Raw genomic sequence first — 22152 nt, forward strand, 5'->3', positions numbered from 1 at the left:
TTCCGGTTACCAAAGGAGGAAATATCATGAACCGAATCAGCCGCGCCTTCGTTTGCACCGCGCTTTGCGCCCTGCTGAGCCTGCCCGTATCCGCCGCACGGGCCGAGGAACTGGGCAGCTATGGCATAAATATCGCCTTTACCCCCTCTTCACGCACCACCCGCTACCGCTTCGAGGTCTTTGACCCCCAGCTTTCATCCGACCAGCCGCTCGCCAGCCGGGAGCTGCAGGCACAGCCGGACCAGTCCTCGGTCTTTCTCCCCTTTCTCTACGACCCCGCCGGGGAGCACGACTATACCCTGCGGGTGACCGCCTACCCCCTGCCGGGGCGGGAGGGGTTGGATTCCGCCGCCAGCCGCACGAGCGCCTTCACCACCGGAAAAACAAGCTCTTGCGGGCACACCCCCGCCGCCGGGGGATTCCTCGCGGGGGACGGCAGTGCCGCCGCGCCCTATCTGGTCGCGACGCCCGCGCAGTTCGATCATATTAAAAGCCATCTGACCGCCCACTTCATCCAATGCAGCGACTTCGATTTCGACGAAAAAGCGCTCGCCTCCCCCAGCGGCACCTTCAGCGGAGTGTACGACGGGGATTACCATGTGGTGCGAAACGCCAAGACCAGTCCGTCCTGGATGATGGAAATTTCGGGCACGGTGAAAAACCTGGGGCTGGAAAATTTCACCGTCTCCGCTCTCAACGGCTATTCCAGCGGAGTAATCACCCGTCACCTGACCAAGGGCGGCTTGATCGAAAACTGCTATGTCAGCGGCTGTACCGTCGATTCTAGCCTCGCGGCGGGGCTGGTGGGCGTTTTACAGGCAGGAGCCACCGTACGCAACTGCTATTCTCTGGGTTGCACCTTCCGCGCGCCCACTCCGGACCACAGCGCGGGCGGAATCGTGGGCTCCTGCCATGGCGGCACAATCTCGTACTGCTGGTCAGTCCCGGCCGCGCTCTCCTCTCCGATTCAGCCGGGCGGGATCGTGGGGGACGAGGCGTTCAGCGGAACGGTCACGGACTGCTATTTTCTGAGCAATTCCGCCTGGAACAACGGAAAGGGCACCGCCCTGTCCGACGCACAGCTCAAAGCCGCCTCGACCTACCAAAACTGGGATACCTCCGTTTGGGAGATCGCCGACGGCAGCTATCCCGCTCTCAAGGGGTTTTAACAGGGAGCCAGATTACCCAAGGGCCCGGCAGCTTTCGCTGCCGGGCCCTTGGGCGGTTTATGGTTTGGTTTAAGTGATACGCAGATTTATTGCTCCGAGCGGATCCGCTCAAGCACCAGGGTGAAGGGGTCCTCCACGTTTTCATCGCTCCACTGGCGGTTGAAGCTGTCCTTGAGTTCCAGGAGCGTCGCCTCGGGGAGCACCTTCGGGTTGACCGCGAAGGTGTGGATCAGGTTGCTGCCGTCTTTGCTTACGAAGGTGACCATCAAAGTGATCGAGCCGCCCCAGGAGGGCTGCTTGTCGCTTCCGTCCACCTGCACGACGGCGTTCTGCGCGTTGCCGCGCACCGCTTCGGCGAGGATGCGCAGCACGGCCGGATCGGTGATTTCGGTATTGCCGCGGTTATAGCTGAGCATCTCCTCGTTCTGCGCAAGATCCGAGCGGTCGAAGCCGTAGGGCCCCTGGATGCGCATGACGTTGTCGCGGTTGTAGTAGGCGTCGAGCGTGATATATGCCCGTTCGATGTTGTCGTAATCCACCCGCTCAAACCCGTCGTAACCGAATTCGCCGAGCAGCGCCAGGGTGCTCTCATAGTTTTCGGTCAACAGGACGTAGCAGGCGTCGTAGCCGTCGCTCTCGTCGGGCAGGACGAAGCCCGGCTTGCGCATGGAGGTGTAGCTGAAGTATTCGGCGCCGTATTTGGGGGTGAGCACCAGATAGCCGAGCTCCCGCCCGTTTTCCATCTGCTCATAGGTCTCGGCGCTCATGTCCTCGCGCAGCGCCTCGATCAGCCGGCCAATCTGTCCCTCCGAGAAGGAAACCGGGGTGACATTGCCCATCAGGCGGTTGAGCAGGGTAATCTCCCGCACATCGGAGGGCTTCAGGCTATAGACCGGGTGGGTCTGCACCTTGACCTCCTCGCAGGCGTTGAGCTCGTTGTACTTCTCCCCCGCCAGCAGCGGCATGCCGTAATAGCTGCGCTTGAGCGAGCCGCCGCTCTTGAGCTTATATTCCAGGGTAATGTATGCGCCGGAGACGTTCTTTTCCTCCTGCTCATGCCCGTTCACGATGTCCTGGTGGATGTCGTGCACCAGCTCCCTGGCCTTTTCGTCGGCCAGCAGGATCTCGTTGATGGTCTCGAGCGAATAGTAATCGTATGCGTTGCGGCCGTTTTTCTGCATGCGCTCGAGGCTCTTGCGGCTGGCGTCGAAATCATAGTGGGTAAAGCCGTAGCGGTCCGTAAAATTGATTTCGACGCTCTCGATCTTATCGAGCGTGGGCACCCTGCCTTCATAGCCGAACCACCCGAGCCCGACCATCAGCACGAAGAGCACCGGCAGCGCCAGCCCCGCGCCCAGGTAGGGGGCGGATGTTTTGATTGTCTTGAAGCCGCGCGACATCACGCATTCAGCCACGCAGTAGATGAGCGCCCCGCCCACCGCCGCCGAAACGGCACTGAGCAGCAGGCCCTCGGAGTTTGCCACCGAGCGCACCAGCAGCGTGAAGCAGACCCCGCCGATCAGCGCGCCGGTCAGCTTGACAAGCTGTGTGAGCACGCTGCTGTAGCCGGTCTTGCCCGCCAGCTCGCTCCCCCGGCGGCGGTAGACCCCGATGTCCACCAGCAAAAAGATTCCCGCGAGCGCCAGCCACCCCAGCGATACGCCGAGCAGAAAGCCGGGGGTGGAGGTGATTTGCTCCAATTCCCCCTGGGCCGCGATCCGCAGATAAGCCGGAGCGGTCGCCGGGGAGGCCAGGAAGAGGTACTGGGACCAGTCGGGCAGGGTGCAGCCGAACAGGTCGTTCGCCGCATACCCCAAGCAAAGGAAGATCGCCGAAGGGACCCCGAACAGTAGCCCCACCGTGTAGACCAGGTTGTCGAACACCGTCCCGGTGGAGACCGAGACCAGGGTGGTGACGGCCAGGAGCCCAAGCGTCAGGCAGAAGGCCGAGAAGGCATCCGCGAGCGCCCCGAGCAGCGAAAAGCCGGGGAAGCCGAAGGAGGCCGCCGCGATGATGGTGACGGCATAGTTGAGCGCCATCGGCACCAGGATCATGGTGGCCGAGGCCGCGAAATTGACCAGCAGCATCTGCTCGCGCCGGATCGGCAGGGCGTGGAACAGGTCGGTCGAGCGCTTCTGATGCAAAAAGCTGTACTGCATCATGGTGAAGAGGATGGGCGCCACGATCACCATTGCGGTGAAGAAGAACAGGGAAATCCCGGTGTAGATCCCGCCCATCCCGATGAAATGGATGCGGCCCGCCGCGTTCTGGTTCTTCAGCGCGTCGGTCGCGCTCAGGATGTACTGCAGGGGGAAAAACAAAAACTGAAAGATAAAATACAACAGCGTAACGCCGAAGTTGCGCCGCAGAATGGAGAGGTAGAGGCCGGAAAGTTTACCGCGATTAGAAGATGACGTTGTTGTAATCATACCCGATCGCCTCCATTTCATTGATGAATACTTCCTCCAGTGTGAGAGGCAGGCTCTCCGCGAAGAGCGGATCGTAGGCCGACAGCTTTTCGAGCACCCGCCCGCTTTCGCCGCGCACCACCATATTCAGAAGGCTGCCGCGCGTCTCGAGCTGGAGGATTTCCAGTTCCCCGCGCAGCCGGTCCATGTCGGGCAGGGGCTTAAAGGCCGCCTGCACCTTGCAAAAGCCGAGCTTTAATTCGTCGAGCTCCCGCTCGAAGACGATCGCTCCCTTGTGCATGAGGCCCACGTGGTCGCACATGTCCTCGAGCTCGCGCAGGTTGTGCGAGGTGATGATCACCGTCGCCCCCCGCCTCGCCACGTCGTCGGCCAGGATCTTGCGCAGCGCCGTGCGGATGATCGGGTCCAGCCCGTCGAACGCCTCGTCCAGCAGCAGATACTGCGCCTGGGAGCTGAGCCCCAGGATCAGGGCGGTCTGGCGCTGCATGCCCTTGGAAAAGGTGTTAATCTTGCGCGAGGGGTCGATCGGGAACATGCCGCCCACCTTGCGGTAGCGCTCCCACGAAAACCCGGAGTACATCTTCGCATAGAAGGCGGCCATCTCGTCCATGGTGGACTGCGGAAAATAGTAAAACTCGTCCGAAACGAAGAACACCTTGTCCTTCATCAGCGGGTTTTCAAAGACCGGGGCGTCCTCGATCTCCACCTGCCCCTCGTCCGGGCGGTAGACGCCGGCGATCAGCCGCAGAAAGGTCGATTTGCCCGACCCGTTCGAGCCGATCAGGCCGTAGATCGACCCGTCCTCGATGGTGGTGCAAAAGTGGTCCAGCGCCCGGGTGTCGTCAAAGAACTTGACGACGTTTGCCGCTTTGATCATTCGTCCTTCCCCTCCCCGTCTGTTTCGTCATAGACGCGCTCGACGAGCGTCGCCACCGTCTGATAGGGAATCGCGTTGTTGCGCGCGGCCACCGCAGCCTCGCGCAGGCTTTCCAAAAGCCGGTCGCTCACCTGGCGGGAGACGACGTCGCGCTCCCCCACAAAATTCCCTTTGCCGGAAACGGTATAGATGATGCGGCGGCGTTCGAGTTCCGCATACGCCTTTTGTACCGTGTTGGGGTTGACGCCCAGGTCCCTTGCCAGGGTGCGCACGCTGGGCAGCTTGTCGCCGTTTTTCAGATCCCCCACCATAATCAGCTCTGAAATGCGGTGGATCACCTGCTCGTAGATCGGCGAGCGGCTGTACGGATCGATCCGAATCAAAATCATTCACCCCTTCGTTTGATAATTCCGTATCACCAAACCGTACTAACCGTATTATGTGTATTAGTACAGTCTCATGTTAACATATCCCAGAAGGGTTGTCAACAGCCATAGAAAGGTTTTTCCCGAAAAAAAGAAAAAAGCCCCGGCCTGCTTTTAGGCCGGGGCGCTGGTCAATCACGAAAAACACCGGAGCATGGGATAGTCCCCGTCCGGGGGCATATACCAGACGTCGGAGAAATCCCATCCGGAGAAGGTGGACGAATTTTTGAACGCCCCGGCGGTGATCGGAGCGGCGCCCGTGTTGATGGCGGGGTTGCCTCCGCCGCAGGAGGCGGTGGTGCCAAGGAAAAAGTTTCCGGATAGGACGGGCGCGCCGCTGTAGGTGTTCGCCGCTATGCCACCGCACGCGCCGCCGGTGTCGGCCAGCCGGTTGGAATAGGAAAAGCAGTTTTTAACGGTTCCGTCCCCTTCCATCCAACTGGTGATGCCGCCCACGCTAGCTCCCGTAACCGTGTTGCCGTCGGCATAGCAGTTTTCCACCCTGCCGCCCTCGAAGACGGCGGCAACGACCCCCGCTCCGGAAAGCTGGCAGGAAATGGTGGAGCCGAGCACCCGGCATCCCGAGACGGCGGCCCCGTCCCGCAGATAGTTGGCGATCGCACCGGCATCGCTGGCTTTAACGCCGGAAACGTCGATGGAGAAATCCTGCGCGGACAGGTCCTTGACCCCGGCCCCCGGGCCGCTGACACAGCCAAAAAGCGAGCCGCGCAGGAAGCTGCCGTTTATTTTGCAGCCCGTTATTGTTTTTCCGTCGCCGTCGTAAAATCCGGTGAAGGGATTGCTTACAACGCCGGTAACAAAATCCCCAATCGGGGTCCACTGCCCCCAGGAGGACAGGTCGATATCGCGCGCCTGCTTAAAATGCTTCCCCTGCAAGTGGGTGTTAATATGCTGCAGCTGCCCGGGCGTGGCAACCAAAAACGGGTTTTGCGCCGTACCCGCCCCCGCATAGTAGACCCCCGCCGTCCCGGCGGGGCACCCGCAGGCCGGCTTGGTGGTAAAGGTTTTGACAGCCGATGCTTCCCGGTCGAGCCCCTCCCGGCCCGGCGCGGCATGCGCCGTTACCCTCAGCGTCCAGGCGCTGGGCGCCGCAGGATCAAACTGTAGCGGCAGGTGGACGTTGACCTGCGAGGCGGGGACAACCTCCACCCTGGCCGTCATCTCAGGCGGTCCGGCGACGCCTTCGCCCGGATAGAGGGCAAAGGTGTAGCTGCCTGTGAGCGGCGAACGGGTAAAGGGGATATCCACCCCGTAATCACACTGATAGCCGCCCTCCGGCGCAACCGTTACCCCGGAAGAGCTCGGCGCGGCGTATCCCGTGCGGGCCAACAGCAGAATAAACGCCAGCGCGGCCCAAATTGCCGGCAACCCTTTCTTTTTCATATTTACACCCTCCCAAGAAAGACCGCCAGCATAACCAGCTGGGGGTCCGATCCCCTGCGGGACGCCCTCTTAAACCGCTATTTCCCCTTGCATTTTTCGCCAAAACAGGATATAATTAGGGAAACAATGGGAGGGATTGGAACATTTGCTCCACCCTGACGCGAAAAAACACAAAATTAAGACCGCAAGCTGGTTATGCTTGCGGTCTTTTTGAACGTAAAAGCATCCGGTTTGCACCTTCATGCTGCAATTCCTGCAAACTGACGCTGCATTTTGGGGATATTCCCGATTGATTTTTGCCTCCCGGGGACTATAATAAGATATAGGAAGAAAGCCGCCGCGCCCCTTCTTTCAATGTGCCGGGCAATTTGCGCAAAAAGCGCGGGCGGTTATTCATCGTTTCGCCGGGGGTTCCCCCGGCGGTGGGAGGGTACATCTTGACACAGGACCTGCTGACCAAAATCAGTGCGATGAACGGCAAGCTCTCGAAAGGGCAGCGCCTGATCGCCCATTACATCGTCAACCACTATGAGCGCGCCGCCTTCATGACCGCGCAAAAGCTGGGCGCCGCCGTCGGGGTGAGCGAATCCACCGTGGTGCGCTTCGCCTATGAAATCGGCTTCGACGGGTACCCCCGCCTGCAGCGCGCGCTGCAGGAGCTGATCCGCAACCGGCTGACCTCCGCCCAGCGCATGGAGGTTACGAGCGACCAGATCGGGGAGAGCAACATCCTGCAAAAGGTCCTCTCACTGGACATCGAGCGCATCCGCCGCACCGCCGAGTCGGTCAACCCCGAGAGCTTTTCGGCCGCCGTGGACGCCATCCTCGACGCGCAGGAAATCTACATCCTGGGGATACGTTCCTCGGCCTCTCTGGCCAACTTCCTCTATTTTTACTTCAACCACATCTTCAAGAACCTGCGCCTGGTGAGCGCGAGCAGCGCCAGCGAGGTCTTCGAGCAGATCTACCACATGGGCAAGGGGGACGTCTTCATCCCCATCACCTTCCCGCGCTATTCGCGCCGCTCGATCAAGGCGACCGAGTTCGCCAAGTCCACCGGCGCGCATGTGATCGGAATCACCGACAGCGACCACTCCCCCATCGCGCCGTACTGCGACAACCTGCTTTGCGCGCGCAGCGACATGGTCTCCTTCGTCGATTCCCTGGTGGCCCCCCTGAGCCTGATCAACGCCCTGATCGTCGCGGTCGGGATGCGCAAGCGGGGCGAGATTTTCAAAACCTATCAGGACCTGGAAAACATCTGGGAGGAATACGACGTCTACGAGAAGCCCCAGCCAACCGCCCAGTGAGGAGAGAAACTTTGGAATATGATGTGATCGTGGTGGGCGGGGGCGCTTCCGGGCTCTTCCTGGCCGCCCATACGGCCGCCGGGGGCAAGCGCACCCTGGTGCTGGAAAAGCGCGAGCGCCCCGCCCGCAAGCTGCTGATTACCGGCAAGGGCCGGTGCAACCTTTGCAACGACTGCGACCGGGACGCCTTTTTGCAAAACTGCATACGGGGCGGCCGCTTCTTGTACAGCGCCATCGCCGCCTTCACCCCGCAGGACACCATGGCCTATTTCGAGGGTCTCGGGGTTCCGCTGGTGACCGAGCGGGGCCAGCGGGTCTTCCCCGCCTCGCAGCGGGCGATGGATGTTGTGGACGCGCTGGTGCGCGCGGTCAAGGACGCGGGGGCGCAGATACGCTGCGCCACGGTGGCGGAGGTCCTCTGCGAGGAGGGCAGGGTGCGCGGGGTGCGCACCGCCGCCGGGGAGCGCTATTATGCTGATAATATCGTGATCGCCACCGGCGGGATGAGCTATCCGGCGACCGGCTCGAGCGGCGACGGCTACCGCTTCGCTCGCGCGCTCGGGCACACGGTGGCGCCGCCCGCGCCCGCGTTGGCGCCGCTGGATACGAAAGAGCCGTGGGTGCGCGAGCTCGCCGGGCTTTCCCTGCGCAACGTGACCCTCTCGCTCTGGGACCAAAAAAAGCCGAAGAAGCCGGTCTTTCAGGAGCTGGGCGAGCTGCTCTTCACCCATACCGGGCTTTCCGGGCCGCTGGTGCTCACCGCCTGCAGCCTGCTCGACCCTGCGCGCGCCTCGGATTTTTCGGTGGCGATCGACCTGAAGCCCGGGCTGGACCGGACGGCGCTGGACCGGCGCTTGCTGCGGGACTTCGAGGAGCGGCAGAACCGGGACTTCTGCAACGCCCTGGACGCGCTCCTGCCCCGCAGCCTGATCCCGGTGATCGTGCGGCTGACGGGCATTCCGCCCGAGACCAAGGTCCATTCGCTGACCCGCACGCAGCGCGAAGCGCTAATCGGGCCCGTCAAAGGGCTGACCTTGCACATCAAGGCCCCGGGCCCGCTCGAGGAAGCGATCATCACCCGCGGCGGGGTCAAGCTCTCCGAGATCGCGCCCTCCACCATGCGCTCCAAGCTGGCGGAAGGGCTCTACTTTACCGGCGAGGTGATCGACGCGGATGCGCTCACCGGCGGGTTCAACCTGCAAATTGCCTTTTCCACCGCCTATCTCGCCGCGCAGGACATCCTCGGTGCATAAGGGCGGGGACTGCATACAAAAATAACAGGAGGTAACAATATGATCGCAATTGCCATCGACGGGCCGTCCGGCGCCGGAAAGAGCTCGATTGCCAGGTCCCTGGCCGGGCAGATGGGCTATGTTTATATCGACACCGGGGCGCTCTACCGCGCGATCGGGCTGTACGCCCTCGAGCACGGGGTCGAGCCCACCGACCGGGAGAAGGTGCCCGCCCTGCTGCCGCAGATCACGCTCGAGCTGCGCCACCGGCAGGACGGGCAGCACGTCTATCTAAACGGCCGGGACGTTTCAGAAGAGATCCGCACCCCCGCCGTCTCAATGGCGGCCTCGGGCGTGTCGGCCATCCCCGAGGTGCGCGCCTTTTTGCTCGAGCTGCAGCAAGGCATCGCGGCGAAGCAGAACGTCATCATGGACGGGCGGGACATCGGCACGGTGGTGCTCCCGGGCGCGCAGGTCAAAATCTTCCTCACCGCCTCGAGCGAGGAGCGCGCCCGGCGCCGGTACCAGGAGCTTTTGGCGAAGGGCAAGGACGTGGCTTATGAGCAGGTGCTCGCCGACGTGATCGAGCGGGACCGCAACGATTCGACCAGGGCCATCGCCCCGCTGCGTCCGGCGCCCGATGCGGTGACGGTGGACACCACCGGCAACGACTTTGAGCAGTCGGTGTCGCAGCTGCGGAGCGTGATCGAGGAGAAGCTCGCCGCACTCTAGGCTTTATGAAAACACAAAGGAGTCGAGTCTATGTTTTACCGTTTTGCCCGCAACCTGCTGCACTTTTTCTTCTGGTTTGCCTTTAAAATCGACGCCGAGGGGCGCGAAAACCTGCCGAAAGACAAGGGCTTCATCGTGGCGAGCAACCACCGATCCAACTGCGACCCGATCTTCATCGGGGTAATGCTAAAGCCCAACCTCACCTTCATGGCCAAAATCGAGCTGTTCCAGCTCCCGGTGATCGGGCGGCTCTTCTACTGGCTGGGTGCCTTCCCGGTCGAGCGGGGCAAGGGGGACACCGGGGCCGTGGACTTCGCCATCAAAACGGTGGAGGAGGGGAAGATCCTCGCCATGTTCCCCGAGGGGACCCGCTCGCTGGACGGCAAGCTGCTGCGCCCCAAGTCCGGCTGCGCCCTGATCGCCGGGGCCAGCGGCGCCGACGTGGTGCCGACCGCCGTCTGCTTTGGGGAGAAGCTGCGTTTCCGCAGTCATATTACCGTCAAATTCGGGAAACCGATTTCCCGGGAAGAGCTGGGCGTTTCGGCCTCCTCCCCCGCCACCATCAAGGCGGCCAGCCGGCTGATCATGAGCCGGATCCAGGAGCTGCTCGACAGTGCGGAGGACCGCCCATGACGATCACGGTGGCGGGGAGCGCGGGATTCTGCTTTGGGGTGGACCGGGCGGTGCGCATGGTGCAAAGCGAGCTGGGCGCGGGAAAGCGGGTGGCGACCCTCGGGGAGATCATCCACAACCCCCAGATCGTGGCGGAGTTCCGCCGCCGGGGCGTGCTGGTAGCCGACAAAATTGACGAAAGCCTTTGCGGCTACACGGTGGTCATCCGCTCCCACGGCGTTGGGAAGGACGTTTACCGTAAACTTGCGCAATTTGGGATCGAGACGGTGGACGCGACCTGCCCATTCGTTGGCAAGATCCATAAGATCGTCTCCTCCCAGGAACCCGGCACCGTCATCCTGGTGGCCGGGGACCCGCAGCATCCCGAGGTGCAGGGGATCGTGGGGCACGCTTCCTCCGAGGCGTTTGTCTTCCAGAGCGCGCAGGAGCTCGCAGATTTATTAACAAATTGTAAATTTCCGCCCGATGCCCCCAAAATAATGGTCGCACAGACAACTTTTAACCGCAACGAATGGCAGAAATGCGAAGAAATTCTAAAAAAGGTATGTACACGCTTCACAATTTTTGATACAATATGTAGTGCTACAACTATGCGTCAGCAGGAGGCCGAATCATTGGCGCGCGAGAGCGAGCTGATGGTCGTGATCGGCGGCAGGCATAGTTCAAACACCAAAAAGCTCTATGAGATCGCCTCACAGTTTACCCGCGCGGTGCTCATCGAGGATGCAAACGAGCTTTCGGGTGTTACCATGGCCGGCGTCCGTAAGGTAGGGATTACGGCGGGGGCGTCCACACCGGCCTGCATTATTAAGGAGGTACAAAAAACAATGAGTGAGAACCAGAACAACCAGGAAGAACTGAGCTTTGAGGAGCTGCTTGACCAGTCCTTTAAAAGTACATACACGGGAGAGAAGGTCACAGGCGTTGTGACCGGCATTGCGCCGAATGAAATTTCGGTCGATATCGGCACCAAGCACGCCGGATACCTGCCGGTATCGGAATTTACCGACGACCCGCAGGCCGACATTTCCCAACTGGTACACAAGGGCGATGAGCTCGAACTGATGGTGGTCCGGGTCAACGACGTGGAAGGCACCGTCATGCTCTCCAAGAAGCGCCTCGATGCGATCGCGGGCTTTGAGAAGGTGATGAACGCGGTCGACACCGGCGAGGTTCTCGAGGGCGTTGTCGTGGAGGTCGTCAAGGGCGGCGTGCTCGCGCTCACCAACGGGGTTAAGGTGTTCATCCCGGCCTCCCAGGCCACCATGTCCCGCGGCCAGGACCTGAACACTCTTCTCAAGCAGAGAGTCGAGTTCAAGATTCTCGAGGTCAACCGCCAGCGCCGCCGTGCGGTCGGCTCGATCCGTGCCGTCAGCGCCGAGAAGCGCAAGGAGCTCGAGGAGAAGTTCTGGACCGAGGTCGAGGTCGGCAAGCATTACCAGGGCACCGTCAAGAGCCTGACCTCCTACGGCGCGTTCGTCGACCTGGGCGGTGTGGACGGCATGATCCACATCTCCGAGCTCTCCTGGCAGCGGATCAAGCATCCGTCTGCGGTCGTCAAGGAGGGCGATGTGGTTGACGTCTACGTCAAGGACATTGATCCCGAGAAGAAGAAGATCTCCCTGGGCTACAAGAAGACCGAGGACAATCCCTGGGTCATTCTCCAGAACAAGTACCAGGTGGGCGACGTCGCCACCGTCAAGATCGTTTCGATGACCACCTTCGGCGCCTTCGCGCAGCTGATCCCGGGTGTGGACGGTTTGATCCACGTTTCCCAGATCGCCAATGAGCGGATCGGCAAGCCCTCCGACGTGCTGTCGGTCGGCCAGGAGGTCCAGGTCAAGATCACCGAGATCGACTTTGAGAACAAGCGCGTCAGCCTTTCGATTCGCGCCCTGCTGGAGGAAAATGCCGAGCAGGAGCAGGAAAACGAGGATGCGGCTCCCACCGTCTATGAGGCGGCTCCCCCCTCTGAAAAGAAGGAAGAGGCTCCGGCTGAGGACGCCGAATAATTTACAATTAAAAAAGAGGCGGTGTGATTCATCACACCGCCTCTTTTCTGTCTTTTTCCTTCCACCTTTGGGCCGCCAGAGGGGCGAGCAGGGTGGTCAACACCACCAGCGCCCACAGGTTCCCATCGAGAAAGTTAAACGATTCCAGGTAGTCCGAAAGCCCGCCGCCCGCCATCAGGAGCATGCCGAGCTCGAACAGGTTGGTAAGCGCGCACCAGAGGATCCCGAAAACAAGATAGTCCCTCCGTTTGCACCCGGCGATCCGGGGGATGAGGAGGCGGGCGACCAGAAGGATCGCCCCGCTCAGGATAAGGCCGCTCAGCGGAAGTGCTAGCCTGCCGAGCCCGGCCAGGACAACCTCCCGCAGCCCTCCGTTCAGAATCGCCAGCGGGATGATCAAAGCCCAGATCCCGGCCGCCTGCAGATATTTTTTCATATGCCTCCCCCTTCCATTGAGGAAAAACAAAGGGCCGGTTGTTTTCAACCGGCCCTTTTTCTACTTATACAACGCTCGGGTTATTTCGCAGCCTTCTTCGCCTTCTTATACTCCTGCCAGCAGACCCACAGCGGGCCGGACAGGAAGGTGGAGGAATAGAAGCCGGCGATAATGCCGATCAGCAGCGGGAACGCGAAGGTCAGAATCGAGTTCACATCGCGCACGACCGCCACAATGCAGATGACGATCATCGCCGTCGCGGTGGACAGCGAGGTGTTGATCGAACGGGTCATCGACTGGTTGATCGACTTGTCGACCAGCTCGCCGATGTTCGCCTTGGAGCCGTAGCGCTTCTTGTTTTCCCGGATCCGGTCGTAGATGACGATGGTCGCGTTGATCGAATAACCCAGGATGGTGAGCACCACCGCGATGAAGTTGTCATTGATCGGGAACTTGAAGAGCACGAAGGTCAGATAGACGATCATCACGTCGTGCAGCAGGGCAACCACGCACATCACGCCCGCGCTCCAGCCGCCGATCCGCCTAAAGCGGAAGGCGATATAGACGACCATCAGCAGCGCCGCGATCGCCACGGCCACCAGGCACTTGGCGAAAAATTCCTTACCGATGGTGGGGTTGACATTGTTGACCGCGAAGGTCTCAATGGCATTGTCCGGGAACTGCTGCTGCAGCGACTCGGTCAGCGCGCCCTGGTCCTCGACCGAGAGGCCGTCGGCGCTGGTCAGGGACACGACGTAGTTCATATTCCCGGTGGCCACGTTGGTCTGCTCCTGGATATTGACCTTCTGGCCGAGCTTCTCCTCAATTGCCTTCTGGAAGGCGCCCCCGTCGAGGTCGCCGGCATGCGAATAGGTGATGATGGTACCACCCTTAAACTGGATGTCGAGATTGACCCCGAAGATCAGGGTGGCCAGCACCGTCAGGACGACAAGGCCGATGGAAATACCGAAATAAATCTTCCGGTTTTTCATGAATGCTATCTGTTTCATTCGTCAACCCCCCCATAGAGCCAGAGCTTGCGGAACGGCTTAAATTTGGAAATGGATTTGAGCATCAGGCGGGTCGCCGTCACGCCCATGATGAAGTTGAGAATCACGCCGACGAGCAGGGTGTAGCCGAAGGAATAGATATTGCCGGCCGTCGCGGGCCCGAACATGCTGAAAATGGGGCTGAGCATCTTGGCGAACAGGCTGTCGGTCGGGCCGAACGAGCCCATCAGGATAACGGCCACGATGATCATGGTAATGTTGCTGTCGAAGATGGCCGCAAAGCCGCGCTCAAAGCCGCTGTCGATCGCGCCGTCGAGCGTCTTGCCCGCGCGGACCTCCTCCTTGATGCGCTCGGCGGTGATGACGTTGGCGTCAACGCCCATGCCGATCGAGAGGATCATACCGCAAAGGCCCGGCAGCGTCAGCGTAAAGGATGGGATCGCCGGGAAGTACCCCGTCACGCCGATGATGATGCCCGCCACCTGGCCCATCAGGGCGATCACGGCGACCACGCCGTTGAGGCGGTAGTAAAGGATCATGAAGATGGCGATCAGGATGAACGCGATCACCCCGGCCAGCACCATGGCATCCCGCGCGCCCATGCCGAGCGTCGGCGAGATGGAGTTGTAGTTTTCGGTCTCGAGCTTGAAGGGCAGCGCGCCGGCGTTGATCTTATTGGCAAGATCCTTCGCCTCTTCGATGTCCCCGATGTTCGAGATGACGGCGTTCCCGTCGGTGATGTGGGCCTGCACCTCGGGCGCGCTGATCATCAGCTCGTCCATCCAGATGCTGATCCGCCCCTTCGGGCTCTCCTGCGAGAGCCGTCCGGTCGCCTCGTCGAACGCCTTGGCCCCCTCGCTGGTGAGCTTTAGGGAAACCAGCGGCAGACCCTGCTGGTCCACCACCGCCTGCGCGCTCTCGACCATGTTGCCCGAGAGGATCACATTCTCGGCGGTGATCCCGGCGGGAAGGCCGTTTTCATCGGTCTCCATCCCTTCGCGGAAGGAAAGCAGCGCGGTCTCGCCCAGCTCCTGGATCGCTTCCTCGGGGTTGAAGTCGGTCTCGTTTTCCTTCCAGGGGAAACGGACGATGATCCTGTCTTTCGCGGTGTCCTTGTAGACCTCATAGTCCGCGATGTTCTGATTGATCAGGCGGGTCTCGATGACCGCCTGCGCCGCCGCCAGCTCATCCTCGGTCGCGTCCACTCCCTCGGGCGGGGTAAAGGTGACATCCACGCCGCCGCGGATGTCGATCCCCCAGCGAATCGTGTCCGCGCCCTTGATCCAGGTCTTGGTCACGTCGCCGTATTGGGTGGAGATACCGAAGAATGAGGTGTACGTCAGAAACACAATCAGCAAAGCGACTATGAAAAACACGGGTTTGCCAACTTTTTTCATCTGAAAGCCTCCGTTTGATATATGGGGTTCCCATATATTTTTAGAATCGTCCAAGGGCGCATAAACGCCAAAGGACGCCGCGCCCAGCTGGAAATTGGCCGCCCCTTTTACGGGTTGTCCATTTTGGCGCGGCGACACACCTCCCGCAGCCCCGCCGCGAAGCGGTTCCACTGTGGGGACCGCTCCCCTTCAGGAGCCATAAAGATGCGACACTCATAAAGTTTATTATAGTAAAATCTGCACATTCTGTCAATCTTTTAATCCATTCCGGCCCAATTAAATCGGCTTTCCTGCTCCCGCCAAGCCCGTTTTCTATGCCACTTGGTAAATTTCCTTCAGCAGGCGGATGCCGCTCCTCGTTTTAAACACCTTTTGCAAGGTGTTTAAAATCGCTTTTTCGCCCATCCCGCTCTCATCGGCATTGACCAAAAAATCGGCTTCCAGCAGGATTTGATAATCCATGCCGTCCACATTGGTATAGGTGTGGTGGTGGGCCACCAGATAGCAGACGCGCTCCACCAACCCGTCCGGGCAGCCCGTCCCATCCAGAAACTCCCGGGCAAGGGCCTCCCCATGTTCCTCCTGGCGTTTGCCGTTCGTATTGCCGTACTTCTCCCGGCAGAGCGGGCAGGCGATGTCATGGACGATGGCGGCGACTTCCAATGTCCGCTGCATGAGGGGGTCCAGCCCCTCCAGCTCGCCGATCGTTTTGGCATAGGCGTGGACCTTCAAAAAATGATTGATGTCATGCAGATTCCCGTTATAAAACGCGATCATCTTTTCCACAAGCGCGCCGGTTGTCATGAAATATCCCCCTGTCTCTTGATCAGGCCTATTTCTCCTCGTCCCCATAGACCGCGCCCCGGCTGCCCGAGGTGACGAAATGCGCATAGCGGCCCAGATACCCCTCCACCTTCTTTTGCGGGTGGGAGCGGCGCTCGGCCCGTTCGGCGAGGGTAGCCTCCTCCACCAGCAGCTCGAGCTTGCGGTTCGGGATGTCGATGAGGATCCTGTCGCCGTTTTCCACCAGCCCGATGGTCCCGCCGGCCGCCGCCTCGGGCGAAATATGCCCGACCGCGGCGCCACGGGTGGCACCTGAGAAGCGCCCGTCGGTGATCAGGGCGACCTGCGCGTCCAGCCCGCGCCCGGCGATCGAGGCGGTGGGGGCGAGCATCTCCCGCATGCCGGGGCCGCCCTTCGGCCCTTCGTAGCGGATCACCACCACATCCCCGGGGACGATCTCCCCCGCCAGGATGGCGGCGGAGGCGTCCTCCTCGCAGTCGTAGACCTTGGCACAGCCGGTATAGGTCATCATCTCGGGCGCGACCGCGCCCTGCTTGACCACCGCGCCCTCACTGGCGAGGTTGCCGAAGAGGATGGCGATCCCGCCGTCCTTTCGCACCGGCTCCTCGAGGGTGTGGATGATCTTCCCGTCCGGCGCGGGGGCGGCGGCAATCCGCTCGCTGACCTTGCCGCTGACGGTCAGGGTGTCGTGGATCATCCCGCCGCGGTAGAGCTCCTTTAAGACCGCCTGGATCCCGCCCACCGCGTCGAGATCCTGGATAAAGACCTGTCCCGCCGGATTGAGCTTGCAGATCTGCGGGGTCTTGCGGCCGACGGCGTCGATGTCCTGAAGGCTGATCGGCACGCCCGCCTCGTGCGCCACGGCGGTCAGGTGGAGCACCGTGTTGGAGGAGCAGCCCAGCGCCATGTCCGAGCGCAGGGCGTTCTCGAACGCCTCGGGGGTCATGATGTCGCTCGGGCGGATATTCTGTTCCAGCACCTTCATCACCTGCTCGCCGCTCTCCTTGGCCAGGCGCAGCCGCGCGGACATCACCGCGGGGATGGTGCCGTTGCCCGGCAGCGCCAGGCCGATGGCCTCGGTCAGGCAGTTCATCGAATTGGCGGTATACATCCCCGAGCAGCTGCCGCAGGTCGGGCAGGCGGTGTTCTCCATGGATTCGAGCTCGCGCTCGTCCAGCTTCCCGGCCGCGACCGCGCCGACGGCCTCGAAGGTCTCGTTGAGGCCGACCCGCTTGCCCTGGAAGGTGCCGGCCATCATCGGGCCGCCCGAGACGAAGATACACGGCAGGTTCATCCGGCAGGCCGCCATCAGCATGCCGGGCACGATCTTGTCGCAATTGGGGATAAAGACCACCGCGTCCATCGGATGGGCGGTGAGCATCACTTCAATGGAATCCGCGATCAGCTCGCGGGAGGGCAGGGAATATTTCATCCCCCGGTGGTTCATCGAAATCCCGTCGCAAACGCCGATGGTGGAAAACTCGAAGGGGACGCCGCCCGCGTTGCGGATGCCGTCCTTGACCGACCTTGCGATTGCGTTTAAATGCATATGTCCCGGAATGATCTCGCTGTGGGAATTCACCACACCGATAAAGGGACGTTTCATCTCGCTGTCGGTCACGCCGAGCGCCTTCAGCAGCGAGCGGTGGGGTGCGCGCTGGTAGCCTGTTTTGATCTGATCGCTGTTCAAACTTCTTCCTCCCTACTCTTCCCCGCGGGCTTACCCCGCACCGGGCCGAAACTTCTCAAAATTTCTATTCTTTCAGTTTAAAACCTGTGGGAGGCTTTGTCAATCAAAAAGTTTGCCTGCATGCCCGCAGGCGGCAGTTTTTTGGCGGCCGGTGGCCGCAGAGCCTACCCGGCTGCGCGCCTCACCTTTTCACCGGCCGCAGGCCGGGGAGAGATTGTGGGGTGAATGCCTCCGAGGGAGGCAACGGCCCCCGCACGACGAGTCCTCTTTTCCACGTGGAAGAAGGTTAAGCCCTTTTCAAAGAAAAGGGCTCCGAAAAGACGAAAAAGAGGGGGAAGTATCCCCCTCTTTTTATGTACCCCTCGCGCGCGACCACGCGCCAGCGTGCAGCATTTTTGGTCGGGCACCAAAAATGCGTGCACCCAGCTGCCCGCACCCGCCAGAAGGGTATGGCGCCATCGGCGCTTTAGACCCTTGAGAATTCCTTATTTCCTGCCTTCCATATAACGCGCATAGGCCTCCCGCAGCTCCTGCGCGGTATCCTCCGGGCAGGTGGGGTTGCAGTGCGCCCAGGCCCCCGTCTCGCTGGAGGCATTGAACTTCTGCTTATCCGCGCTGCGCATCGGCGGGAAAAACTCGATGTGGAAATGATAATATCCGCCGGCGTCCTCGCCGTTGACCGGGGCGTTGTGCATGCACATCATATAGGGGAATTTGTAGTCGAACAGGCTGTCGAGCATGCCGACCGTGTCCCGGATGGTGAGCCCCAGGCTCTGGCGCTCCGCGTCGTCGAGCTCGGTGATATACTGCACATGGCGGTTCGGGAAGATGTAAACCCCATAGGGGTACTCGGTGAAAAAGGGCAGGAAAACGGTAAAATGCTCGTTGCGAAAGATGATCCTTTTTTGGAAGTCCAGCTCGTTTTTCAGCATATCGCAAAAGAGGCAGGCCCCGTGCTCCTGCTGATAGGCCTTGGCGTTTTGCAGCTCGAGCTCGAGCTTCTTGGGCACGAAGCTGTAGCCGTAAATCTGCCCGTGCGGATGGGGCATGGTGACCCCGACCACGTCCCCGCGGTTTTCAAAGATGAAGACGTACTTGATCTTCTCGTCCTGCGAGAGCGCCTCAAACCGCTCGCACCACAGCTCGACCAGCTTACGCATATGCCGGTCCGACAGCTCGGGCAGCACGGTGGTGTGCCCGGGCGAGTAGAGGACGACCTCGCATTTGCCATAGGCCTCCTTCACCTTGAAAAAGTCGGTGGCCACGTCGTCGGGTGCCGGCGGGTCCTGCGAGAGCGCCGGGAAATCGTTGTCGTATTCGTAAACCTCATAGTCCTGCGGTACCTTGCCCGAGCCCGGGCAGAAGGGGCACCAATCTTTGGGCATCTGCGGGCGCGCCTGCCGGTGGGAGGCGATCATCACCCAGTCTCCGATCAGCGGATGCCATCTCAGTTCAGCCATATCACACTCTCCTATCTATCTTCCCAAACCTGTGGTTACTTCGCATAGCCCGACCGGCCGGATGGAGAGCACATGGCAGCTCCCCGCGCCGAACACCCCATCAATCATCGCGCGGTATCCGTCCAGCAGGCTTTCCGGCACGAACGCCTGAATGGTCCCGGCGATCCCGCCGCCGTGCACCCGCCAGGCCCCGCCCTTCCCTGCGAGCAGGCGCTCGGATAGCGCCAGGGCCACCGTCAGCCCCTGGCGGGCCGGGTCCTTGCAGGAAAAAAGGTTTTGCAGGTACATCGCCGAGGAGCGGCCCGATTCGATGACCAGCCGGCAGAAGGTGGGGAAATCCCCCTCCCGCAGCGCCGCTACCTGGCGGGGCACCCGGTCGTTGTCCGCATAGAAGTGGACGGCCCGCACGATGGCGCGGTCGCTCACCTTGCCGTAGATTTGGCCGAGGCCCTTATAAAACTCCTCGGGCGGCACCTCGCGCAGCACCTCTTTCCCGAACTGGGCCGCCACCGATTTCATCTCGGCGGGCATCGAGGCGTAGTCGTCGGTCAGGTCGGCGTGGTCCCCCTTGGTGTCCACGATGCACAGCCGGCTGCCGCTGTGGGCGAAATCAAAGTCCACCTTCTCCACCACCGGCTTTTGCGGGTCGTCAAAGTCGATGGTCACAAACCCGCCCACCGCGCAGGCGGTCTGGTCCATCAGGCCGCAGGGCTTGCCGAAATAGACGTTCTCGGCGTACTGGGAGATCTGGGCGATCAGCACCGGGTCGAGCGCGCCGCCGTTATAGAGGCCGGACAGGATCGTCCCCACCAGCACCTCGAAGGCGGCGGAGGAGGATAGCCCCGAGCCGCCCAGCACATCGGAGGTAGTGCAGGCGTCAAAACCCCCGATTTTCAGCCCCAGCTGCATAAAGCGCGCCGCGATCCCGCGGACCAGGGAAGCGGACCGGCCCCGCTCACTGTCTTTTTCCGCCAGCTCCCGCAGGTCGATCACGTCCTCGGGGTACCCTTCCGACTTGATCCGGATGATCCCCTCATCATTCGGGCAGGCCGCGGCAATCACATCCAGGTCCACCCCCGCCGCGAGCACCCGCCCGTGCTGATGGTCGGTATGGTTCCCCCCCACCTCGGTGCGCCCGGGCGAGGAGAAGAGCGCGCACTCCTGCCGCCCGTACCGCTCGCCGAAGGTGCGAATGAGGTCGAGATACCGCCGGCGCTGGGCGAGCAGGGTCCGCTCCTCACACCCATAAAGGTAGCTGAAGGCGCGGTCGTACTCCCCGCCGCCGATCCTGCCGCTAAGCCGCTCCAGATTCTCCATAACGCTTCCTCCCTTTTTCTGTCTGCTCCCGTCTGTTATCTGATTCTATACTACCCTCCCGCCCGGGAAGATGCAATTTGAAATTGTTCCGAGAATATGGATTTCTGTTGCAAAACCCGCATTTCATAGTGTATAATGGCAAAGAATAGAAAAGCGGGGCCGTATCCGCCGGGAGGAGGTGCGCGTTTGGCGCAGCAAAAGGACTATTTCAAGCTCTCCTATAAGGACAAGACCCGCGAGAGCCTGACGCTGGGCGTCTACAACTGCGGCGCGCAGAAGTGTACCGGGGCCTATAGCTGGGGCGAAGGGGTGCGGGACCACTACCTGATCCACTACGTCGTCTCGGGCAAGGGCTACTACAAGGCCCGCGACACGCTCTATTCCCTCGGGCAGGGGGACCTGTTCATCGTCTATCCCGGCCATACCGTCAAATACTGGGCGGACGAGGTCGATCCCTGGGAATACGACTGGGTGGGCTTTGCGGGCAGCGAGGCGCGCTTCCTCATCGGGCGCACCGACTTTTCCCCGCAGCAGCCGGTGCTGCACTATGAGGACAGGCGGATCCCGCAGTCACTCGCCGCCATCATCGAGGCGCGGGGCAGCAGGCTGTGCGACCAGACCCGGATGATCGGGCGGCTGTACGAATTCCTCGCCCTGCTGCTCGAGCTCTCGCGCACCGCCGACCGTCCCGAGGACGGCTTCGACTATGTGGGCGGCGCGGTGCGCTACATCGCCTATAACTATTCCGCCGGGATCGACGTCTCCCAGATCGCCCGGGAGATCGGCGTCAGCCGCAGCCACCTCTACCGCGTTTTTATGCAGAACCTTGGGGTGACCCCCAACGAGTATCTCACCCGCTATCGGATCGAAAAGGCCTGCGAGCTGCTGGGCGGGCACCGCCTCCCCATCGGCTCGGTGGCAAGCTCGGTCGGGTACGAGGACCCGCTCTATTTTTCCCGCGTCTTCAAGCGTCTGATGGGGCTGTCCCCACGCGACTATCAAAAAGGACATGCCGGCCAGGCCAACAAAACATAAAGGAGTTTCATCATGCTGGATTTTTTGCTCAGCTCCCTGCAGGATTACCCCTATCTCTATGTCTTTCTGATCTCCATGCTGCCGATCATCGAGCTGCGCGGCGGGATGATCGCAGCCATCACGGCTCTCGGGCTGCCCTTCCCTTCCTCCTATCTCGTCTGCGTCATCGGCAACCTCCTTCCCGTCCCCTTCCTGCTCCTCTTCGGGGAGCGGGTGCTGGTCTGGTGTGCGAAGCTCCCCAAGATCGGCGGCTTCTTCTCGCGGATCCTCGTCAAGGCGGACGAAAAGGCCCACAAGATCGGCAAATGGGAGCTGCTCGGGCTCATGATCTTCGTCGCCATCCCCCTCCCCGGCTCGGGCGCCTGGACCGGCTCGGTGATCGCCACCCTCCTGCGGCTGCGCCCGCTGTACGCCTTCTTCGCCATCGCGCTGGGGGTCTTGCTCGCCGGGGTGATCATGGGCTTCGCCTCCTTTGGGCTGCTCGGCGTGCTGCAAGCCGTGCTGTCGTAAAACAACATCATTGATTAAAAGTGCCCGCCGCCCTGTAATCAGGGCGGCGGTTTTGCATCGCAAAGTAGGCCCCCGGCTTTGCCGGGGGCCTATCCATACAAAAAACCACCTGCAGCTTACAGGTGGTTTTTTTATCTTCAAAGTACGGGGTTTTCGGATACGGGGGGATGTACCCGAAGTGTACCTTGAAACAATGGTTGCCCCATCCCGCCCATCCGCGGCGGCTTACACCGCCGCGGATGGTTTTAGGAGGGTTCCCCCGCGCCGCCG

General features: G+C 61.3%; 19 protein-coding genes. 8 read left to right on the forward strand and 11 right to left on the reverse strand.

Features of this window, described 5'->3' with window-relative positions; translation table 11 throughout:
• Positions 1-26: 26 nt before the first annotated feature.
• Entirely contained in the window at positions 27-1169 is a 1143-nt protein-coding gene (locus tag EDD78_RS05890; protein ID WP_132084310.1) for a hypothetical protein, read from the forward strand.
• Between the two features lie 86 nt (positions 1170-1255).
• On the opposite strand, the gene EDD78_RS05895 is transcribed toward EDD78_RS05890, so the two are convergent.
• The 4 genes from EDD78_RS05895 to EDD78_RS05910 form a co-directional block, all read right to left on the reverse strand.
• A complete protein-coding gene (locus EDD78_RS05895) occupies positions 1256-3598 on the reverse strand; it encodes a DUF6449 domain-containing protein (RefSeq protein ID WP_132084311.1) in 2343 nt (780 codons plus the stop codon).
• Complete coding sequence (locus tag EDD78_RS05900; RefSeq protein ID WP_079698353.1) at positions 3573-4475, reverse strand: ABC transporter ATP-binding protein; 903 nt, start codon at positions 4473-4475, stop codon at positions 3573-3575. Before EDD78_RS05900 ends, EDD78_RS05895 begins: the two co-directional genes overlap by 26 nt.
• A complete protein-coding gene (locus EDD78_RS05905; RefSeq protein ID WP_079698352.1) occupies positions 4472-4858 on the reverse strand; it encodes a GntR family transcriptional regulator in 387 nt (128 codons plus the stop codon). The genes EDD78_RS05900 and EDD78_RS05905 overlap by 4 nt, the downstream gene beginning before the upstream one ends.
• A 177-nt stretch (positions 4859-5035) precedes the next feature.
• Positions 5036-6304, reverse strand: a complete 1269-nt coding sequence (locus tag EDD78_RS05910) for a hypothetical protein (RefSeq protein WP_132084312.1) — start codon at positions 6302-6304, stop codon at positions 5036-5038.
• Positions 6305-6741: 437 nt separating this feature from the next.
• Between EDD78_RS05910 and EDD78_RS05915 the strand changes: the two genes are divergently transcribed.
• From EDD78_RS05915 to EDD78_RS05935, 5 genes are read left to right on the forward strand one after another with little or no spacing between them, the layout of a single operon-like run.
• Entirely contained in the window at positions 6742-7614 is an 873-nt protein-coding gene (locus tag EDD78_RS05915; RefSeq protein WP_079698350.1) for a MurR/RpiR family transcriptional regulator, read from the forward strand.
• An 11-nt stretch (positions 7615-7625) separates the two neighbouring features.
• Positions 7626-8867 (forward strand): BaiN/RdsA family NAD(P)/FAD-dependent oxidoreductase, encoded by a 1242-nt coding sequence (locus EDD78_RS05920; protein ID WP_132084313.1) that lies wholly within the window; start codon positions 7626-7628, stop codon positions 8865-8867.
• Positions 8868-8906: 39 nt separating this feature from the next.
• On the forward strand, positions 8907-9578 hold the full coding sequence (cmk, locus tag EDD78_RS05925; protein WP_079698348.1) for a (d)CMP kinase: 672 nt from the start codon (positions 8907-8909) through the stop codon (positions 9576-9578).
• Positions 9579-9608: 30 nt separating this feature from the next.
• Positions 9609-10211 (forward strand): lysophospholipid acyltransferase family protein, encoded by a 603-nt coding sequence (locus EDD78_RS05930; RefSeq protein ID WP_132084314.1) that lies wholly within the window; start codon positions 9609-9611, stop codon positions 10209-10211.
• Positions 10208-12223 carry a bifunctional 4-hydroxy-3-methylbut-2-enyl diphosphate reductase/30S ribosomal protein S1 gene (locus EDD78_RS05935; protein ID WP_132084315.1) on the forward strand — a complete coding sequence of 672 codons (2016 nt, stop codon included), beginning with the start codon at positions 10208-10210 and terminating at the stop codon, positions 12221-12223. The genes EDD78_RS05930 and EDD78_RS05935 overlap by 4 nt, the downstream gene beginning before the upstream one ends.
• A 31-nt stretch (positions 12224-12254) precedes the next feature.
• Here EDD78_RS05935 and EDD78_RS05940 read toward each other — a convergent pair whose 3' ends face one another.
• The 7 genes from EDD78_RS05940 to EDD78_RS05970 form a co-directional block, all read right to left on the reverse strand.
• Positions 12255-12659 (reverse strand): hypothetical protein, encoded by a 405-nt coding sequence (locus tag EDD78_RS05940; RefSeq protein WP_079698345.1) that lies wholly within the window; start codon positions 12657-12659, stop codon positions 12255-12257.
• An 80-nt stretch (positions 12660-12739) separates the two neighbouring features.
• Complete coding sequence (secF, locus tag EDD78_RS05945) at positions 12740-13669, reverse strand: protein translocase subunit SecF (RefSeq protein WP_079698344.1); 930 nt, start codon at positions 13667-13669, stop codon at positions 12740-12742.
• On the reverse strand, positions 13666-15066 hold the full coding sequence (locus EDD78_RS05950) for a preprotein translocase subunit SecD (protein WP_079698343.1): 1401 nt from the start codon (positions 15064-15066) through the stop codon (positions 13666-13668). The genes secF and EDD78_RS05950 overlap by 4 nt, the downstream gene beginning before the upstream one ends.
• Positions 15067-15378: 312 nt before the next feature.
• Complete coding sequence (locus tag EDD78_RS05955) at positions 15379-15870, reverse strand: HD domain-containing protein (protein WP_132084316.1); 492 nt, start codon at positions 15868-15870, stop codon at positions 15379-15381.
• A 28-nt stretch (positions 15871-15898) separates the two neighbouring features.
• Positions 15899-17560: a dihydroxy-acid dehydratase gene (ilvD, locus tag EDD78_RS05960; protein ID WP_132084317.1), complete on the reverse strand. Its 1662-nt coding sequence runs from the start codon at positions 17558-17560 to the stop codon at positions 15899-15901.
• 485 nt (positions 17561-18045) lie between these two features.
• The gene (gene galT / locus EDD78_RS05965) at positions 18046-19020 is read right to left on the reverse strand and encodes a galactose-1-phosphate uridylyltransferase (RefSeq protein ID WP_132084318.1); all 975 of its coding nucleotides are present in this window, start codon (positions 19018-19020) and stop codon (positions 18046-18048) included.
• Positions 19021-19035: 15 nt separating this feature from the next.
• Positions 19036-20337, reverse strand: coding sequence for a galactokinase (locus tag EDD78_RS05970; protein WP_079698339.1), 1302 nt, complete (start codon positions 20335-20337; stop codon positions 19036-19038).
• A gap of 186 nt (positions 20338-20523) precedes the next feature.
• Here EDD78_RS05970 and EDD78_RS05975 point away from each other — a divergent pair, with 186 nt between their 5' ends.
• A complete protein-coding gene (locus EDD78_RS05975; RefSeq protein ID WP_286170761.1) occupies positions 20524-21372 on the forward strand; it encodes a helix-turn-helix domain-containing protein in 849 nt (282 codons plus the stop codon).
• Positions 21373-21384: 12 nt separating this feature from the next.
• Positions 21385-21882 carry a COG2426 family protein gene (locus EDD78_RS05980; protein ID WP_079698337.1) on the forward strand — a complete coding sequence of 166 codons (498 nt, stop codon included), beginning with the start codon at positions 21385-21387 and terminating at the stop codon, positions 21880-21882.
• Positions 21883-22152 lie beyond the last annotated feature (270 nt).

Origin of the sequence: Harryflintia acetispora, assembly GCA_004340125.1 — a bacterium.
GTDB lineage: Bacteria > Bacillota > Clostridia > Oscillospirales > Ruminococcaceae > Harryflintia > Harryflintia acetispora.

Bases quoted from the DNA above. Each gene is read 5' to 3' on its own strand.
- EDD78_RS05890 (WP_132084310.1), top strand. From the start codon at position 27: ATGAACCGAATCAGCCGCGCCTTCGTTTGCACCGCGCTTTGCGCCCTG.
- EDD78_RS05895 (WP_132084311.1), bottom strand. From the start codon at position 3,598: ATGATTACAACAACGTCATCTTCTAATCGCGGTAAACTTTCCGGCCTC.
- EDD78_RS05900 (WP_079698353.1), bottom strand. From the start codon at position 4,475: ATGATCAAAGCGGCAAACGTCGTCAAGTTCTTTGACGACACCCGGGCG.
- EDD78_RS05910 (WP_132084312.1), bottom strand. From the start codon at position 6,304: ATGAAAAAGAAAGGGTTGCCGGCAATTTGGGCCGCGCTGGCGTTTATT.
- cmk (WP_079698348.1), top strand. From the start codon at position 8,907: ATGATCGCAATTGCCATCGACGGGCCGTCCGGCGCCGGAAAGAGCTCG.
- EDD78_RS05930 (WP_132084314.1), top strand. From the start codon at position 9,609: ATGTTTTACCGTTTTGCCCGCAACCTGCTGCACTTTTTCTTCTGGTTT.
- EDD78_RS05935 (WP_132084315.1), top strand. From the start codon at position 10,208: ATGACGATCACGGTGGCGGGGAGCGCGGGATTCTGCTTTGGGGTGGAC.
- EDD78_RS05940 (WP_079698345.1), bottom strand. From the start codon at position 12,659: ATGAAAAAATATCTGCAGGCGGCCGGGATCTGGGCTTTGATCATCCCG.
- secF (WP_079698344.1), bottom strand. From the start codon at position 13,669: ATGAAACAGATAGCATTCATGAAAAACCGGAAGATTTATTTCGGTATT.
- EDD78_RS05950 (WP_079698343.1), bottom strand. From the start codon at position 15,066: ATGAAAAAAGTTGGCAAACCCGTGTTTTTCATAGTCGCTTTGCTGATT.
- EDD78_RS05955 (WP_132084316.1), bottom strand. From the start codon at position 15,870: ATGACAACCGGCGCGCTTGTGGAAAAGATGATCGCGTTTTATAACGGG.
- galT (WP_132084318.1), bottom strand. From the start codon at position 19,020: ATGGCTGAACTGAGATGGCATCCGCTGATCGGAGACTGGGTGATGATC.
- EDD78_RS05970 (WP_079698339.1), bottom strand. From the start codon at position 20,337: ATGGAGAATCTGGAGCGGCTTAGCGGCAGGATCGGCGGCGGGGAGTAC.
- EDD78_RS05980 (WP_079698337.1), top strand. From the start codon at position 21,385: ATGCTGGATTTTTTGCTCAGCTCCCTGCAGGATTACCCCTATCTCTAT.